This is a genomic window from Pseudarthrobacter equi (genome assembly GCF_900105535.1).
In the GTDB taxonomy this organism is placed as follows: Bacteria; Actinomycetota; Actinomycetes; order Actinomycetales; family Micrococcaceae; genus Arthrobacter; species Arthrobacter equi.
On sequence record NZ_LT629779.1, the window covers coordinates 2335042 to 2352617 of the forward strand.

Here is a 17576-nt window from a genome sequence, read left to right on the forward strand (position 1 = left end):
CAATCGCCGCTGATCCTGCTTCAATGCTGGCCGTGACGCCTGGCCCAACGAAGCCAGGCCCGAAAAGGATGAGAAAACCCCCATGCCTCGTGCCACATCCCCAACGACTACCGGGCCACACCCCAACGACGCCCGGCCGCATCCCGCCCACTGGGGAGGTGTCTTCGCGATGTCACTCTGTGTCTTCGCGCTGATTGCTTCCGAATTCATGCCCGTCAGCCTACTCACCCCCATGGCCGCCGAACTCAAGGTCACGGAGGGGCAGATCGGGCAAGGCATTGCCATCTCCGGAGTCTTTGCCGTTCTGACCAGCCTCTCGATATCAACACTGGCCGGCAGGATGAACCGCAAGACGCTGCTGCTCGGGCTGACGGTGGTCATGGGAATCTCAGGTGCGATGGTTGCGCTGGCTCCGGGATACGCCTTGTTCATGATTGGCCGCGCCCTCATCGGCGTGGTGATTGGCGGGTTCTGGTCCATGTCGGCGGCCACGGCCATGCGTCTGGTACCGCCCCACCAGGTGGCCCGGGCCCTGACCATCTTCAATGGAGGCAACGCCCTTGCCACGGTCCTGGCAGCCCCGCTGGGCAGCTACTTGGGGTCTGTCATTGGCTGGCGCGGGGCGTTCTTTTGCCTGGTGCCCATTGCCGTGATCGTACTGGTCTGGCAATGGATCAGCCTTCCCGCCATGAAGGCCGCCGAGCGGAGTCCGGGCACCGCAAATGTCCTCGGCATCTTCACCGCGCTCAAGAGCCCTCCGATCGCCTGGGGAATGGCAGCCTGCGGGTCGTTCTTCATGGGCCAGTTCGTCCTTTTCACCTACGTCCGACCTTTCCTTGAAACAGTGACGGTTATTGATGTGTCCGGCGTTTCCCTTGTCCTGCTGGTCATCGGTGGTGCCGGCGTCGCGGGTACCCTCCTGATCGGACGCGTCCTCCGCAAGGGCCTCTACCGCACACTTATTGCCATTCCGGCGCTGATGGCTGTCGTCGCCGGGGCTCTTGTGCCTTCGGGTGCCTGGGTGGCAGCCGTGGTGGTGCTGCTCGGTCTGTGGGGCCTGCTGGCCACGTCGGCACCTGTCGGCTGGTGGGCGTGGATCGCAGAAGCAATGCCCCATAACGCCGAAGCCGGCGGGGGCCTCATGGTGGCAGTAATACAGACGTCAATCGCCATTGGCTCCACTCTCGGCGGGCTGCTGTTCGACTCCGTAGGCTACCGGGGCGCGTTCTTGACGAGTGCCGCCCTGCTCCTGATCGGTTCCTGCCTGGCCTTCCTGACCGCCCGGACGGCACGACGGGACGCACCCTCGGCATCGTAGCGACCAGCCACGGAGGTGGATTCGCGGCTGCCCGTTCGGATTATCGGCGCGCAAGCAGGCTGACCTGCGCCTCTATGTCCTGCAGAATCGCCGCGGTGGTCAAAGACGCGTTCACGCTCGCGGCCATGGTGACGAACATGACTGCGGAGATGATCCGGGCCGTCGTTGCGGCGTCGCCGGTAGCGATGGGGCCATGGCGGCCCAGGGCGGCAGCGATGGCTTCCTCGGTCCGGGCAACGATGGAGAGGGCCTGGCCATGGTGCGGCTCGGCCGGATCGCCGAACACCATTTCCCGCAGGTAGAAGCGCCCGTTATCGACCTGGACACGGTTGCACTCCACGATGGGCCTCACGATGGCCATCACCGCACCCAGGACATTCGGAATGGTTTCAGCCTCGGCCCGGCCCCGCTCAAGTGCTTCGGCGTAGTGGGCGTTTTGCACGAGGAGGAGGAGTTCGCCCTTGTTCCTGGCATAAAGGAACAGGGTTCCGGTGCCAATGTCAGCCTTGTCGGCAATTTGCTGGGTAGTGACATCGTCGACCCCGTACTGGGCGAACAGTTCAGTGGCTGCGGCCGTAATCCGGTCCAGCTTCTCCTGCTTGTTCCGTTCCCTTCGTCCCAGCGGTTGAGGTGTAACAGGCATCGGATTCCTCTGGACTCAAACTGACTGGACTCAATATTGAGTATATCCAACCAGTCTTGGTGACACTTCCGGCCGGGATGTGCGCAGTGAGGCCGGCCAGCTCAGTTGGTGACTGTGACGACCGCCTTGCCGCGGAAGCCCCCCGCAGCCAGGGACTCCAGCGCCCCAGGCGTTTCGTCGAAACTGGCGACCTTCCCGACGACGGGGCGGAGCACGCCGTCGTCCACCAGTGCACTGATCTTTCGCAACTGGTCGCCGCTGGCCCGCATGAAGAGGAACTCATAGCTGACGCCGAGTTTCCTCGCCTGCCTGCGGACCCTGCTGCTGAGTGCTGCGATAGCCACGCGCAGTACGGGGTTCAGCCGGGCTTCGCGCGCAAAACCGGAATCCGGCGGCCCGGAAATTCCAATGGCCTTGCCGCCAGGTTTGAGGATACGCAGTGACTTTTCCAGGGTCTTCCCGCCGAGACTGTCCAGCACGAGGTCGTAGCCGCTGAGGAGTTGCTCAAAATCCTGGCTGCGGTAGTCGATGACAGTGTCTGCCCCGAGGCCGCGTACGAAGGCGGCGTTGTGGTGGCTCGCGGTGGTTGCAACTGTCGCGCCCAGGTGCTTGGCGAGCTGGATGGCGATGGTGCCCACACCGCCGGCGCCGGCGTGAATGAGGACTTTTTGCCCGGGACGCACGTTTCCCCGCTCGACGAGGGCTTGCCACGCGGTAAGCGCGACGAGCGGCAGTGATCCCGCCTCCACCATGCTGATCGAAGCCGGTTTCAGCGCCACGTCTTCCTCTGCCATGGCAATCCGCTCAGCAAACGTGCCGATACGGTCTTTGCGGGGGCGGGCGTACACTTCATCCCCGGGTTTGAACCCGCGGACGGCTGCGCCCACTGAGAGCACCGTTCCGGCAACGTCGTTGCCCAGCACCAGTGGAAACTTGTAGGGAAGGATCTGCTTGAACTCACCCGTGCGGATCTTCTCGTCCAACTGGTTGAGACCGGCTGCCTGGACTTTCACCAGCACGTCCCCTTCGCCAACCACCGGCTCGGCAACCTCAATTTCTCTTAGTGGTTCCTTGTAATTCTTGATACCAAAAGCCCGCATGCGGGTTGCTCCTTCTGGGTCGTGTTCATAGGGCTGACGTCGGGCCACCGCTACGCCGTGGCCCAAGGCGGTGCGGCTGCCTTTAGGCCTTGCTGCGCGCAAGTTGAGGGTAGAGCGCCTCGATGGGGGCACTGAGCCCGGCCTTGAGCTGCACAGACGTCTGGTCGGCGAGGACCTCGTAATCGCCCGCTTCGACGGCATCCAGCACCGTGGTGACCAGATCGGCCGGGTCCATCTTGGGATCGGTGGCGTGCGCAGCCATCATCGTGTCGACATAGCCGACATGGACGCCCACCACGTGCACCCCTTCGGGTGCCAGTTCCAGGCGCAGCGAGTTGGTGACAGACCACAGTGCTGCCTTGGTGGCACTGTATATGCCGCCAACGGCGTACCAGCTCATCGCGGAGTGGATGTTGATCATCGCGGACTTGTCCTTCGCTGTCAGGACCGGCGCGAAGGCGCGGGCGAGGAACAGGGGGCCGAGGAAGTTCGTCTCGACGTTGGTTCGGATTTCCGCGTCGGAATGGGTAAGGATGCCCGGGGTAGCGACGCTGGCTCCAGCGTTGTTGATCAGCACGGTGACGTCATCCGCGGCTGTTACGGCAGCCTGTATTGAGTCCGGGTCCGTGATATCGAGGGCAAGCGGGACGATGCGCTCATCATCCCAGCTTCGCGGGGTACGGGCGGTGGCGTACACCTTGCTGGCGCCCCGGGCCAGGGCGCTGTGAACGAAGTGTGTGCCGATGCCGCCATTGGCGCCAGTGACGAGGACGACTGCTCCATTGAGTGAATACATGGTGGAAACCTTCCTGGGCTGTAAGCCGTGCGCGCCGGTTGGCACGGACGGTGCGGGGACCGGAAGGCCCCGCATACCACCCGGCATCTCGCAGGGTGACTACACTCATAACTGAGTGTGCTCAGCAAATATTCCCGGGGTGGATGAGGCGATGAGGCCGCCCCAGAATGGGCGTGCTGCAATCCACTCGTCAGGAAGAGGCATCGAGCGTCACCGGGGCGGGCGGGGAAGGGACTCGCCTGTCAGGCTGCCGGCCGTGGAGGCAGCAAATCGGTCAAAGACAGCCTGGTGAGTGGCGTGGGCCCCGCCGAGGACAGGGCCGCGACGTACCCCGGAGGGGCAGGAAGGAAAACCGCACCCAGTCCGTTCACCTGCGGGTGGGCAGGGCTGTCGGCGCGGAGGGTGGAGCAGTCGTCGTTGGCCGAATCGCAGGCCAAATGAACTTCGGCCGGAGGTACGCTGAGGCCGAGCCCGGCCGCCTTGAGTACTGCTTCCTTAGCCACCCAAAGTCGGAGCCGCGCGGGTATGTCACCGGGGGCAAGCGCTATACGTTCGGCCGCGGACGCGACGTACTGGTCGAATCCGCTGTGCAGGGTGTCGGGAATGCGTTCGATATCCGCGCCCACCGGGGTGCCCTCAGGTCCTGCGGCCACCATTACGGCGCCCTTGCTCCGGGACAGGCTGAGGCTGGCCCCTGCGACTGCCGGCTTGCCGTGCCCCGTGCTCCCGCAGCCGCTGCACCACCGGGTGACTTCCAGCTGCCGCGCCTCAGCGAACCCCCGCCCCAGCCGGTGCGCAGCAAGCAAACGGAACAAGGCATGGGAGGCCAGATAGTCCAGGCGGTCTCCGGGGCGGGCAAAGCGCCGGGCGGATTGTGCTTCGGCAGGGGAGAGGCAAGCCGTCAAACCGCCAATCGGTCCGCAGGCAGCCTCAAGATCTGCAGAAAAGACGGTGAGGAAAACCGTGCCGGCAGCAGGGTTTCGGCCGTTCATCGCCGGCTGATGCGCCGGTACTGGGTAATGGCCAGCGGCGCGAACACCGCAATGATCCCGACGCTGCAGAGCACCGAGTAGAGCACCGCGTTATCCGCCGCCCAGCCGCCCGGGACGCCGAAGCCGGCGGGAGCCGCATTCCCGAACAGTTCACGCGCCGCAGTGGCGACGGCTGTGACCGGGTTCCATTCGGCGATGGTCCGCAGCGGGCCAGGCAGGGAATCCACCGAGACAAATGCCCCGGAGATGAACGTGACGGGGAACAGCCACACGAGGCCCAGGCTCTGTGCCACTTCGACGCTGCGGGCGGTCAGCGCAATCACTGCACCGATCCAGGACACAGCGAAGGCGAAGAGCAGCAGCAGGGCCAACGCCGCAAGAGCGGGGCCGGGTCCATTGGTGATCCGCCAGCCGATGGCCAGCCCGCACAGCATGGTGGCCGCTACGGACAGCACGCTGGTGGCGAGGTCGGAGGTGGTGCGGCCCAGGATCACGGCGCCGCGGGACATCGGCAGGGACCGAAACCTGTCGATGAGGCCCAGTTGCAGGTCCTTGGCCAGGTACACGGCCGTGAAGGAGGCGTTGAAGGTGAGCGTCTGCGCCAGGATTCCGCCGATCAGGAAGCTTCGGTACTGGTCGCCGCCGAGGGTGCCGCCGAACACGAAGCCGAGCAGCAGCACGAACATGACGGGCTGCACGAGGCCGGTCACCAGGGCACCGGGGGTCCGGAGGACATTGAGGAGGTTGCGGCGGGCAATGACAGAGCTGTCCCTCGCGGCTGCGGTAATGGCGGTCATACGGTCACTTCCTCCTTTTCGGCGCCGGTCACGGACGCGTCGGTGGCGTGGCCGGTCAGTTTAAGGAACACATCGTCCAGGGTGGGCCTGCGGAGCGAGGCCTCTTCCACTGCAAGGGACTGTGCGTCGAGTTCGGTCAGGATGCGCACCAGGGTGCGGTGGCCTTGCGGGGCGGCGATGGACACGCCCAGGTTCTGCGGATCCAGCTCGGGCCGGACGTCCGGGCCGGCGGCGGCGTGGAGCACGGCGGCTGCGGCGGGCAGGTCGGCAGCATGGCGCATGACGACGCCGATGCGTTCAGTTCCGGCATTTTGCTTCAGCTCTGCGGCTGTCCCCTCGGCGATGACCTTGCCGTGGTTGATGACGGCTATGTTGTCGGCCAGCCGGTCCGCTTCTTCCAGGTACTGGGTAGTCAGGAGCACAGTGGTGCCGTCGGCGACGAGCCGGGATACGACATCCCATGTGTCCAGGCGGCCGCGCGGGTCCAGTCCTGTGGTGGGTTCGTCGAGGACAACCACCTTCGGCCGGGCCACGATGGCACCCGCGAGGTCCAGGCGGCGCCGCATTCCGCCGGAGAAGGTTCCCGACCGTTTGGTTGCCACATCCGTGAGCCTGAAATTCTCAAGCAGCTCCGACGCCCTGGCGGAGGCCGTACGCCGGTTCATGCCGTACAGGCGTCCCACCATGTGCAGGTTCTCGAAAGCGGTGAGTTTTTCGTCCACGGCCGCGTATTGCCCGGAGAGGCCCAGGTTGCGACGCACCAGGTCCGGGGCCGACAGCACGGAGTGCCCTGCCACCCGGGCGTCCCCGCTGTCCGGAGCCAGCAGCGTGGTGAGGATCTTGACGGTGGTGGTCTTCCCGGAGCCGTTCGGCCCCAGGAGCCCCAGAACAGTTCCCTCACCGGCCTTCAGGGTCAACCCGTCGAGGGCTTTGAAGCTGCCGAAGCTCTTGCTGACGTTCTCTACGCGGATCACTGCGAAGCGGCGAGCTCGGAAACCTTGCGCGGTGCCATGTCCGTCCACGTCCGCGACACGTAGTCAAGGCACGCTTCCCGGTTGTCGGGGCCGAACATGGTCACCCACCCCTCGGGGACGGCGGCAAAGACGGGCCAGAGGGAGTGCTGCTGGTACTCGTTGACCAGTACGGAGAAGGTGGCGGACTTGTCATCGAACGGGTTCGTCATTATGACCTTTCCTGGCGTTTTTGGTGGTGTGCGGGGGCCCCAGGCGTCACAGGAGCATCATCTGTTATTCGGTTCCGCCGCCCAGGTGGATGGCCAGGGAATGCATGATTGTCTTGAGAGCCCGGTCACTGAGGAGCTGGGAATGCCTCTCGCCGACAGGAACATCGGTGATGGCCCCGGTGACGAACGGCGACCATGCATCGCTGCCGGGAGTGCCCGGCGGGACCTGCTCCGTGGCGCGGAAGAACAGCAGGTCACCGGTGAACAGTTGGGGCCGTTCGTCCCGGATCAGGCGTGCCAGCACCGGGAAGTTCCGGGCCATGGCCTCCACCGAATCCGTGGGGACCGTTCCTACCGGGTTGTGGTTGGCGCGCAGGATCTCCTGGGCGCGGTGCACGTCCATGCCTGTCAGGTTTTCCCCGGTGAGGTCGTAGCCCTGCGCTTCCAAGTAGCTCGCCCACAGCGCCTGGCCTTCGCCGGGAGCGGTGTTGTTTTCCTGGTTGTCCGGGAAGGCGTCGAGGATGGCCAGGAATGCCACTTCGTGGCCACGTTCCTGCAGCCGTGTGGCCAGCCGGTGGGCCAGATACCCGCCGAATGACCAGCCCAGCAGGTGGTACGGCCCCTCGGGCTGGACGGTGAGGATCCGGGCAATGTAGTCATCAGCCAGTTCCGTCAGGGTTGTGGCAGCCACCGGAGAGGTCCGGCCTGGTTCCATGCCTGGCATCTGCAGCCCGATCAGGGGCCGTTCGGGGTCAAGCTGCCCCAGCATGGAGGCAAATCCCCAGCCGATGCCCGACGCCGGGTGCACGGCAAACAACGGTGCCTTCGACCCGGCTGCCCGGAGGGGCAGCACCTCCCGCAGGCTGTCCGCGATGCTGGCACGCGAGCCGTTGGCTGCTTCGAGCAGCAGCCCTTCCACGGTGGGCGCCCGGAAGAGCGACTGCACCTGCAGGTCCGTGCCCAGGGCAGCGTTGACCTTTGCGACCAGCGGCTGCGCGAGGAAGGAGTGGCCCCCGAGTTCGAAGAACGACTCGTCAACGCCCGCCCGGTCAAGGGACAGCACCTCGGCGAAGATGCCGGCCACGGTCTTCTCCTGCGGGGACCGCGGCGCGCGGCCTCCTGTGCGCGCCGCGGTGGCGGCATCGGGGAGCGCGTTGGCATCCACCTTGCCGTGCGGCGTCAGCGGCACTTCCGGGATCACCATGACCACTGAGGGCACCATGTAGTCCGGCAGTGCCGCCTGCGCGTGGCGGCGCACTGCGTCAGGCAGGTCTTCCGCGGCCTCACCGGACGCGACCACGTAGCCCGCCAGCCGCGCTGCGCTGCCTTCACCCACTGCCCGGACCACTGCGGCCCTTACGCCCGGAGCACCCCTCAGGACCGATTCCACTTCGCCGGGTTCCACCCGGAAGCCACGGATCTTCAGCTGCCCGTCGTTGCGGCCGGCGAAGACCAGCCGCCCGTCCCGGTGGCGGTAGACCACGTCACCGGTGCGGTACATCCGTTCGCCGCCGCCGTGGAAAGGGTCCGGCACGAACCGTTCAGCCGTAAGGCCCGGGCGTCCGCGGTATCCCCGGGCCAACTGCGTGCCGGCGATATACAGCTCGCCGGCTGCGCCCGGGAGGGCGTGCTGCAGCCGGTCATCCAGGACGTAGAGCCGGGTACGGGGCGTGGGCCGGCCCAATACGGGCGCATCACTGTCGGCCACCGCTGCCACCACGGTATCCACGGTGGCTTCGGTGGGACCGTAGAGGTTCCAGGCCCGGACGCCGGGAAGCGCCGCCAAGGACGTCCACAGGCCGGCGTCGAACGCTTCACCGCCCAACGCGAGGCTGAAGGCCTCCCGGCCGCCCGGGTGGTTGGCCAGGTAGGCGGCGAACTCCGGTTCGGCCAGGAGTTGGCGCAGGTAACCCGGAGTGGTCTCCCAGGCACTGATGCCTTGGCGGACGAAGTACCCGGCGAGGGCCGTTGGGTCCCGGCGGAGGTCGTCGGAGAGCAGGTGCAGTTCATGACCGGCAGCCAGCCAGAGGACGGGATCCCACGATGCATCGAAGCCGACGCCCGTTGTGTGGGCCACCTTCCGCCTGCTGATGCCGGCAAGCAGCGTCTCCCGGTGGGAGGCCAGCAGCGCGGCCAAGGCACCGTGGCTGACCTCCACGCCCTTGGGCCGGCCTGTGGAGCCGGAGGTGAACATCACCGACGCAAGCTCACGCGGGTCCCTGACGCGGTGGGGCACCGGCGGCTGCGCGGTGGTGCGGGCCAGGTCTTCGATCAGGAGCACGCGGGGTTCAACAGCCAGCCCCGCCAGGATGCCGGCGAGCCTGGGCGCCACGGCGGAGCTGGTGAGCACTGCCTCGGGCGCGGCATCTTCGAGGATGGCGGCCACGCGCTCGTCCGGATACGCCGTATCGATGGGGTTGTAGGCGCTGCCCGCAAGCACCACTCCGAGGAGGGCCTCCACCGTGCCGGCGGACCTGGGCAGCATGACAGACACCAGGCCGCCGCCCGCGCCGGCTGCGGTGAGTCCGGCGGCGACGCGTCCGGCGGACGCCGCAAGGTCCGCGAAACTAAGCGAACCGGCGTCGGTCACAAGTGCAACGGCGTCCGGCGTGGCACGGACTGCCGACGCGAAGGCCGCCGGGATGTCCTGGTCGGCAGGCCCCGGGGCTTGTCCGGGTGCCTGGCCGGCCCCGGGGGCGGCAGTTCCGGCGAGCGAGCCCGCCGTTGACGCAACCAGGGCACGCGCCTCGTGCTCTTCCAGCAGCGGCAGCTCCGACAATGGCATGTCCGGAGCCGAGGCGGCCAGGTCCAGCAACCGAGTGAACCCTGCCGCCAGGCGCCGGGCGGTGCCCGGTTCGAACATGGCGGAGTTGTAGTCCAGCGTTCCGGCCAGGCCCCCTTCGGCATCCGGCCGAAGCGTGAAGGACAGATCGAACTTGGCCTCTCCTGTTCCGGCCTCCGGCTCGGGAACCACCGTGACGCCGGGAAGCTGGGGGACCGCCGGCATGTCACTGTCCACCGTGAGCATGGTCTGGAACAGGGGATGGCGGCCCAGTTCGCGTTCCGGTGCCGCTGCCTCCACCAGCCGTTCGAAGGGCACATCGTCATGGTCGAAGGCGTCCAGGATGCTGGCCCTGGACCGGTCCAGCAGGGTGCGCAGGCCAGGGTCGCCGGCGGCGTTAACGCGCAGCGGCAGGGTGTTCACGAAGAAGCCCACCATGGGGGCGAGCAGCGGATCGGCTCGGCCCGCGGTGGGCGAGCCGATCACCAGGTCCTCACCGGCGCCGGTCCGGAGCAGGTAGCCGGCAAGCCCGGCGTGCAGGGCCATGAACAGGCTGGCGTTCGACGACGACGCGAGGGTTGAGAGCGCCGTGACACTTTCAGGGGACACGCGGAAGCCCACCTGGCCGCCCGGTTGGCGTGCGGTGCGGGGCCGCTGGTGGTCAGCGGGCAGCATCAATTCGGGCGGGATCCCGGCGAGGGCGTGCCGCCAGTGGCCAACCTTTTCAGCCAGGGCGGGCCCGGCCAGTTGCTGCCGCTGCCATGAGCTGAAGTCGGCGTACTGCAGCGGCAGGGGAGCCAGGGCCTGTGCGGCCGGCGCCCCGTCCGCGGCTGCGAGCGCCGCTGAGTACGCCGCGGAAAGGTCCCGCGCCAGCGGTGCCAGGGAGGCGCCGTCGCCGGCGATGTGGTGGATCACCAGGTGCAGCACCCATTGTGGTCCTGTCTCCTGCGGTGCTTCACCGGCCTCGCCGTGGATCCGGATGAGACCGGCCCGCAGCGGCACCTCGGTGCGGACATCGAAGCCGCGGCTTGCCTGTGCCTGCAGTTGGTCGCGGAGGTTGTCCTCGGATGTGGCAGTGCTGACGGCAAGGTTCATCGAGGACCCGTGGCCGGCGCTGCCGGTGGAAAGGATGTGCTGGCCGGGGACGCCGCCGGTCTCCGGGTATACCGTCCGGAGGACCTCATGCCGGTGGAACAGTGCCTTCACGGCGGAGGCCAGGGCCTGTTCGTCGAGGGTGCCGGTCAGCCGCACTGCCAGGGAGATGTTGTAGTCGGCAGCGCCTGGATCAAGCTGGTTGAGGAACCACATGCGTGCCTGCGCGTGGGACAGTTCCAGGTGCTCCGGCCGGGTGGCTCCAGCAGTGTCCAGCCATTCGCCGAGCGGCATGCTGGCGGTTCCAGCGTTCGCGGCCATGCCGGGCCCGTCAGCGTCTCCGGCGGCGACGGTGTCCGTCCCGGCGTCTGCCGTTCCGGGCCGCAGCGCGGCCAGCAGCCCGGCCGGGGTGGGGGCGTCGAACAGGGTGCGCAAGGGAAGTTCCCGGCCGAAGGCCGTCCGGATCCTGCCCATCAGGTCGATGGCCAGCAGTGAATGCCCGCCCAGGGCGAAGAAGTCGTCGCCCATGGAGACGTTGTCCACGGCCAGGACGGCGGCAAAAACGGCGGCCATGGCGTGCTCGTCCGGGGTCTGCGGTGCTGCTCCCATCCCGGCTGTTGATGCGGCGGGCGCGGGCAGGGCTTTGCGGTCCAGCTTGCCGTGCGGTGTCAGCGGTATGTCCGGGATGGGCATGAGGATGGCCGGGACCATGTAGTCCGGCAACCGTTCCGCAGCGTGCGCCCGGAGGTCCTCCGGTGCAGCGGCTCCGGTGTAGTAGGCGATCAGCCGGTGTGCCGGTTCGCCGTCGGGAAGAACCACGGCCCGGTCCACCAGTGTGTGGGCTCCAAGTGCAGCCTCGATCTCACCCGGTTCCACCCGGAATCCGCGGACCTTCACCTGCTCGTCGTTGCGGGCGACGAATTCGAGGGTCCCGTCGCTGGTTCGCCGCACCAGGTCGCCGGTGCGGTACATCCGGCTGCCGTCGGTGGCGTAGGGGTTGGCCACGAACCGGGCCGCTGTTTCGCCGGGTCGCTGGTGGTAGCCCTGGGCCATTCCGGCTCCGGCCAGGTACAGCTCTCCCGGGACGCCCAGGGGTACCAGGGCCAGGTGCTGGTCCAGGACCAGGGTGGCGGTGTGGGCGATTCCCGTGCCGATGGTGGGCCGGGGCCCCTGGATCCGCGCGGTTGCGGAATCCACGGTGAATTCGGTGGGCCCGTAGAAGTTCCAGGCGTCCACGCCGGGCATGCCGGACAGGGTTGCCCATAGCCCGGCAGGCACGGCTTCGCCGCCCAGCAGCAACAGCAGCGGCAGTGCCTGCCCGGTACCTTCGGTTTGGGAAACCGGCTCCGCACCGAGGCCGAACTGCAGGAGCTGGCCCGCGTAGGAGGGGGTGGTTTCCAGGACTCCGATGGCGTGGTCCTGGCAGTAGGACGCCAGCGCCTGGGCGTCGGTGCGCACGGCGTCGGCCACGATGTGAAGTTCGGCGCCGGCCACCAGCCACAGCATGGGGTCCCAGGCTGCGTCGAATCCGAGCCCAGCGATGTGGGCCACGGACACCGTTGCGCCCCGGGCTGCCTCGAACCGCGGGGCATAGAGCGTCCGGAGGTGGTGGGAGTAGAGGTTTGCCAGTGCACCGTGGGATACGGCGACACCTTTCGGCCGGCCTGTTGACCCCGAGGTGAAGAGGACGTAGGCGAGGTCTTCCGGTGCGGGCCGTCGCCCGGCCAGGTCTGTGTCAGCGACGCCCGTTCCGGCGGAGATCAGCATCTCCAGGGTGACTGTCCGGGCGGCCGGAACGGGGCCCGCCTGGCCCGGGCCCGCGGGTGCGGCGAGCACCATCGCGGGGCCGCCGTCGTCGAGGATCATGGCGATCCGTTCGGCCGGGTAGGTGAGGTCTACCGGGATGTACACCGCTCCCGCAGCAAGGACCGCGAGCGCGGCCGTGGCCACATCTGCCGTGCGGGGAAGGGCCACGGCCACCCTGTCGCCGGGCTGGATACCCAGCGCCACCAGGCCCTTGGCCGCAGACTCCACGCGTTGCCGCAGCAGGCCGAAAGTGAGGCCAGCGGCCGGGCCATCTGCGTCCACCACGGCGGACGCAGATGGGGTCCTGGCGGCGGTGGCCAGGAAGGCATCCACTACCGTTTGGCCTGTCCCGTCCCCTGGGCTGTACGCGGTGCCGCTGGCGCTGTGCGCCAGCACCAGGGCCTGCTGTTCAGGCGACTGGATCCGCAGCCTGTCCAAAGTGACGGTGGGGTCCGCGGCGAACTGGTCCACAACGGCCATGAAGCCGTCGGCCAGCAGTTGGGCGGTGTCCGCGTTGAAGAGGGCGGGGTCGTAGGCGAGGGATCCGGTGAGGCCGCCGGACCTTTCGGCGAGGTCCAGGAGCAGGTCGAATTTGGCTCCGGCCGCCTCCCGGGCCTGGTCCGCCGTGGCTTCCAGGCCGTCCATGGCCAGTTGGGTGGTGGCGGTGTTCTGAAGGGTCAGCATGACCTGGAACAGGGGGTGCCGGTGCTGCGAGCGGGAAGGGTTGAGCTCCTCCACCACCCGCTCGAAGGGCGCATCCTGGTTGGCGTAGGCATGCAGGTTGGTATAGCGGACGCTCTCCACGAGTTCACCTGCGGTGGGGTTGCCGGAGGTGTTCGTGCGCAGGACCAGCGTGTTGACGAAGAAGCCCACCAGGCTGTCCAGCTGGGTGTCCGTCCGGCCGGCCACTGGGGTGCCCAACGGAATGTCGTCGCCGGCTCCGGCCTTGGTGAGCAGTGCTGCAAAGGCTGCCTGCAGCACCATGAACAGGCTCGCGTTGTGCTCCCGGGCCAGGGCGTTGAGCTGCTCCGCCGTTTCGCGGCCGATGTTCAGGTGAACGGACGACGCCGGACCGCCGCCTGGGTGCGCAGCGTCAGTCCGGGTGCCGCGGGCGTGGTCGAACGGCAGCAGCAGTTCCTCCGGGGCGCCGCGCAGTTCGCGCGCCCAGAACTCCAGTTGCCGCGAGATGGGGCTTTCCGGATCCGACTCGCTGCCCAGTTCGGAGCGCTGCCAGAGCGTGTAGTCGGCGTACTGAACGGGCAGCGGCGGCAGGTCCACGTCCCTGCCCGCGGCGAGGTGGTTGTACGCGGCCGACAGATCCCTGGCCAGGGGAGCCAGGGACCAGCCGTCGGCAGCGATGTGGTGGAGGGTGACGGCCAGGACGTGATGGTCCGGCGCCAGCTGGAAGAGGACCGCGCGCAGCGGCAGGTCCCGGGCCAGGTCGAACCCGCGCCCCGTCTCCGCAGCAAGCGCGGCGGGCAGCGCTGCGCTGGAGCATTCCACGGCAACCAAGGACGGCCGCCCCTCTGCCGGCGGCAGGATGTGCTGGGCGGGTTCGCCGTCAACCAGGGGGAACACCGTGCGGAGCGTCTCGTGGCGGGCGGTCACTTCGCCGAGGGCAGCAGCCAGGGCTGTGACATCCAGGGCCCCGCGCAGGTCCAGGACCACCGGGATGTTGTACGTCCCGGCCGCCGGATCCAGCCGGTTCAGGAACCATAGCCGGCGCTGGGCGAACGACAGCGGCAGGACTGCCGGCCGGGTGGCGGCAGCCAGCGGCTGGGCCGGAGCCGTACCCAGGTCCAGGGTTTCGGCGAGGGCCGCCACCGTTGTCTTCTCGAAGACTGTGCGGAGCGCGGGAGCCGTACCGGTCCGGTCCCGCAGCAAGGCCACCAGCCGGGTGGCCAGCAGTGAGTGCCCGCCCAGGTCGAAGAAGTCGTCCTCCAGCCCCACCGAGTCGAGGCCCAAAACGTCCCGGAACGCAGCGGCAACGATCCGTTCGGGCTCGTTACGCGGGGTAGCGGCGGAGGTGTCCTGTTCCGGTACAGGCAAGGCCTGGACGTCCAGCTTTCCGTTGGGTGTCAGGGGCAGGGCAGGGATGCTGGTGACGGCGGCGGGCACCATGTAGTCGGGCAGGTTGCGCCGTGCCTGGCGCCGAAGCTCGGCGGTGTCCAGCGGTTCCTGCGGCCCGCCGTCCTCCGTGGGCGCCGGCGTGACATACGCCAGGAGCTGGTCATAGCCGGCCCGGTTGGTACCTACGGTGATGGCTGCCTGGTCTACGCCTGGCAGGGCGCGCAGCACCTGTTCGATCTCGGCGGGTTCAACGCGGAATCCCCGGATCTTGACTTGGGCATCCAGCCGCCCCCGGAATTCAAGGGTGCCGTCATCCCGGCGGCGCACAATATCTCCGGTGCGGTACATCCGCGAGCCGTCCAGCGCGAAAGGGTCCGCCACGAAGCGTTCTGAGCTGAGCCCGGGCTGGTCCAGGTACCCGCGGGCAAGGTTGATGCCGGCAACGTAGAGCTCGCCCACGGCATTGTCCGGAACCGGGTTCAGACCGGAGTCCAGGATGTAGTGTCGGGTGTTTGCCACCGAACCGCCCAGGGTGGGTGCGGTGCCAACTTCCATGACCGCGGTGAGCGAGTCCACGGTGGTTTCGGTGGGGCCGTAGAAGTTGTAGGCGACAACGCCGTTGCGGCCTGCCAGGTCTTCCCACAGTTGGGTGTCCACAGCCTCGCCGCCCAGTGCCACCACAGACGGATGCCGTTCCTGGTCGAACAGTCCGCCGGCCACCAGTACCTTGGCGAAAGAGGGCGTGGTCTCGACGGAGTCAATGCCGGCCTCGGCCAGATAGGCGCTGAGTGCCTCAGGGTCCCGCCGGGTCGCGTTGTCCACGAGGTGAAGTTCATGGCCTGCCACCAGCCACAGGATGGGGTCCCATGACGCGTCAAAGGACAGCCCCGCGGTGTGCGCCACCCTCAGCTTGCGGCCCAGCCGGGCCTCCGCCGGGGCAAAGATGGTGTCGCGGTGGGAGGTGTAGAGGTTCAGCAGGGCCAGGTGTTCGACACCGACGCCCTTGGGCCGGCCCGTGGAGCCGGACGTGAATATGACGTACGCGAGATCCTGTTGGCCGGTGGCGGACGGGAGAGCCGAACCGTCCTTGCCGGCGAGGCAGGCCTCCATCAGGGCAGAGTCCAGGACCGTGACCGGGACGTCCGTGGCCAACTCCTCGTATCCCGGTGCCGGCGCGCTCCCCGCCCCGGACCCTGCCGCCGTAAACGCTGCCGAGGTGAGGAGCCTCAGGGGTGCAGCGTCTTCGAGCATTCCCTCCACGCGGCCCACGGGGTAGTCCGGATCCAGCGGAAGATAGGCGGCGCCGCACTTGAGGATGGCCATGAGCGCTATCGGCAGCAACAGGCCGCGGTCCAGCCGCACCGCCACCGTGCTGCCGGGACCTGCGCCGTGCCCGGAAAGGAACCTGGCCAGTTGGTTTGAACGGGACTCGAGTTCGGCGAACGTGAGAGTCCCATCCGGCGCCACAATGGCCGTCTGATGCGGCTGTGCCGCCGCGTTCTGCTGGAATTCCTCCACGACGGTGTGACCCGGCAGGCGCTGGCCGTGAGCCTGGCCCGCGGCGAGGAGTTGCTGTTCCTCGGCCGGGGTGGTCACCGGCAGGTCAGCCACCACCGCGTCCGGGCGGGTGGCCACATGTTCCAGCAGGCGTACGAAGCGGTCAAGGTGGCCGGCCAGCACATCCTGCGTGTACATCGCCGCGTTGGCTTCGAACTGGACTGTGGGCTGCGGTGCTGCACCGCCGGCGCCGAGGCCGTGGACCACGATGGAGAGATCGTCGACGGGCCCGGTGGAGAGGATGTTCATCGCGCCCCGGGCCTCGCCGAAGGAGATCGCGTCCAGGACGGGCAGGATGTTGACCGAAGGGCCGAGGTAACCGCCTCCGGTGTCCAGGTCCTCATAGCGGAAGCGCTGGTGGACCAGTGCGCCGCGGAGGCTGCGTCCCACCGCGGCCGCGGTGGCGGTAATGGTTTCGCCGGGGTCCACGGTGAGCTTGACGGGAACGATGTTCGACAGCATGGACGGCGTTGACTTCGCCAGATGTCCGCGCCGGGCCGTGACGGGCAATGCCACCGAGGCGGTGCGCTCACCGGTGATCCGGTGCAGGTACAGGGACGCGGCAGTCAGGATCAGCGCCGGCGCGCTTGCCGGCGCACCCTCGAGGGCCGTGGCCGCGGCGGGTGGGAGGACCATCGAAGCCCGGATCAGCGACCCCGCGGCACCGTTGGGCCGCCCGGCCAGGCCTGTGGCAGGAGGCGCCCCGGTAAGCTCGGCATCCCAGAAGGCGCGGTCGGCCGCGGCGCCGTCGGACCCGGCGTAACCCGCCTCAGCCGCCAGGAGATCCGTGAACCGTGCAAAGCCCGGACCTTCCCCGGTGGCCTGCCCGCCGCCGTCGTCCGCCAGGAGGATGTTGTAGAGCTCAGCCACCCGTCGCAGGACCAGGACCGCGGAATAGCCGTCCAGCAGGAGGTGGTGCACGCGCTGGTAGAAGAAATGACGTTCGGGCGCGAGGCGGATGAGCTCTGTATGGAGCAGGTGCTCCGATAAAGGATCCCGGGGGAGTGCCAGGTCGGCGTCCATGAGGGCCCGGGCCTGTGCTTCCGGGTCTGCAGCGCCGGCCAGATCGGTGACATCAAGAACGGCCGGCCGCGGACGCGGGTACTGGAACGGCCCGTCTTTGTCCTCGCTGAAGGCCATGGTGAGGGCCTCGGTGCCTGCAACCCCCTGCTTCAGGGCGGCCGCAAGGACATTATGGTCCAACGGACCGGTGATCTCAACAAACTGACCGATCTGGAACATCGGATTCTCCGGTGCCAGCTTCTGCGCATACCAGATGCCACGCTGGGCCTGGGTCAGGTCCAGCCGCAGAGCTGGGCGGGCAGGGGAGTTCAGTGCGTCGTGGGACATGTTCCTTCTCGGGATCTCTGGGCCGGCTGGCACGTCGGGGGCATGGCGAAGCACCGCTGCCCGGCGTGGAGGCCGGGCAGCGGTGGGTCA

The 17576-nt window shown here is 67.9% G+C and carries 9 protein-coding genes; 1 reads left to right on the forward strand and 8 read right to left on the reverse strand.

The genetic code is table 11. The features are described 5' to 3' along the window. Window positions 1-82: 82 nt before the first annotated feature. Window positions 83-1318, forward strand: a complete 1236-nt coding sequence (locus BLT71_RS10515; protein WP_091719881.1) for an MFS transporter — start codon at window positions 83-85, stop codon at window positions 1316-1318. A gap of 40 nt (window positions 1319-1358) precedes the next feature. Here the strand turns inward: BLT71_RS10515 and BLT71_RS10520 are convergent, their stop codons facing one another. The 8 genes from BLT71_RS10520 to BLT71_RS10555 form a co-directional block, all read right to left on the reverse strand. Next, the gene (locus tag BLT71_RS10520) at window positions 1359-1961 is read right to left on the reverse strand and encodes a TetR/AcrR family transcriptional regulator (protein WP_091719883.1); all 603 of its coding nucleotides are present in this window, start codon (window positions 1959-1961) and stop codon (window positions 1359-1361) included. 101 nt (window positions 1962-2062) lie between these two features. After that, a complete protein-coding gene (locus BLT71_RS10525; protein ID WP_091719886.1) occupies window positions 2063-3061 on the reverse strand; it encodes an NADP-dependent oxidoreductase in 999 nt (332 codons plus the stop codon). 82 nt (window positions 3062-3143) lie between these two features. Beyond that, the gene (locus BLT71_RS10530; RefSeq protein WP_091719888.1) at window positions 3144-3857 is read right to left on the reverse strand and encodes an SDR family oxidoreductase; all 714 of its coding nucleotides are present in this window, start codon (window positions 3855-3857) and stop codon (window positions 3144-3146) included. Between the two features lie 242 nt (window positions 3858-4099). Beyond that, window positions 4100-4762, reverse strand: a complete 663-nt coding sequence (locus BLT71_RS10535; RefSeq protein WP_172829952.1) for a 4'-phosphopantetheinyl transferase family protein — start codon at window positions 4760-4762, stop codon at window positions 4100-4102. Between the two features lie 83 nt (window positions 4763-4845). Beyond that, the gene (locus BLT71_RS10540) at window positions 4846-5646 is read right to left on the reverse strand and encodes an ABC transporter permease (RefSeq protein ID WP_091719894.1); all 801 of its coding nucleotides are present in this window, start codon (window positions 5644-5646) and stop codon (window positions 4846-4848) included. Next, complete coding sequence (locus tag BLT71_RS10545) at window positions 5643-6620, reverse strand: ATP-binding cassette domain-containing protein (protein ID WP_091719896.1); 978 nt, start codon at window positions 6618-6620, stop codon at window positions 5643-5645. The genes BLT71_RS10540 and BLT71_RS10545 overlap by 4 nt, the downstream gene beginning before the upstream one ends. Next, a complete protein-coding gene (locus BLT71_RS10550; RefSeq protein ID WP_045730439.1) occupies window positions 6617-6829 on the reverse strand; it encodes an MbtH family protein in 213 nt (70 codons plus the stop codon). The genes BLT71_RS10545 and BLT71_RS10550 overlap by 4 nt, the downstream gene beginning before the upstream one ends. A 64-nt stretch (window positions 6830-6893) precedes the next feature. Beyond that, window positions 6894-17486 (reverse strand): non-ribosomal peptide synthetase, encoded by a 10593-nt coding sequence (locus tag BLT71_RS10555; protein ID WP_091719899.1) that lies wholly within the window; start codon window positions 17484-17486, stop codon window positions 6894-6896. Window positions 17487-17576: the final 90 nt, after the last annotated feature.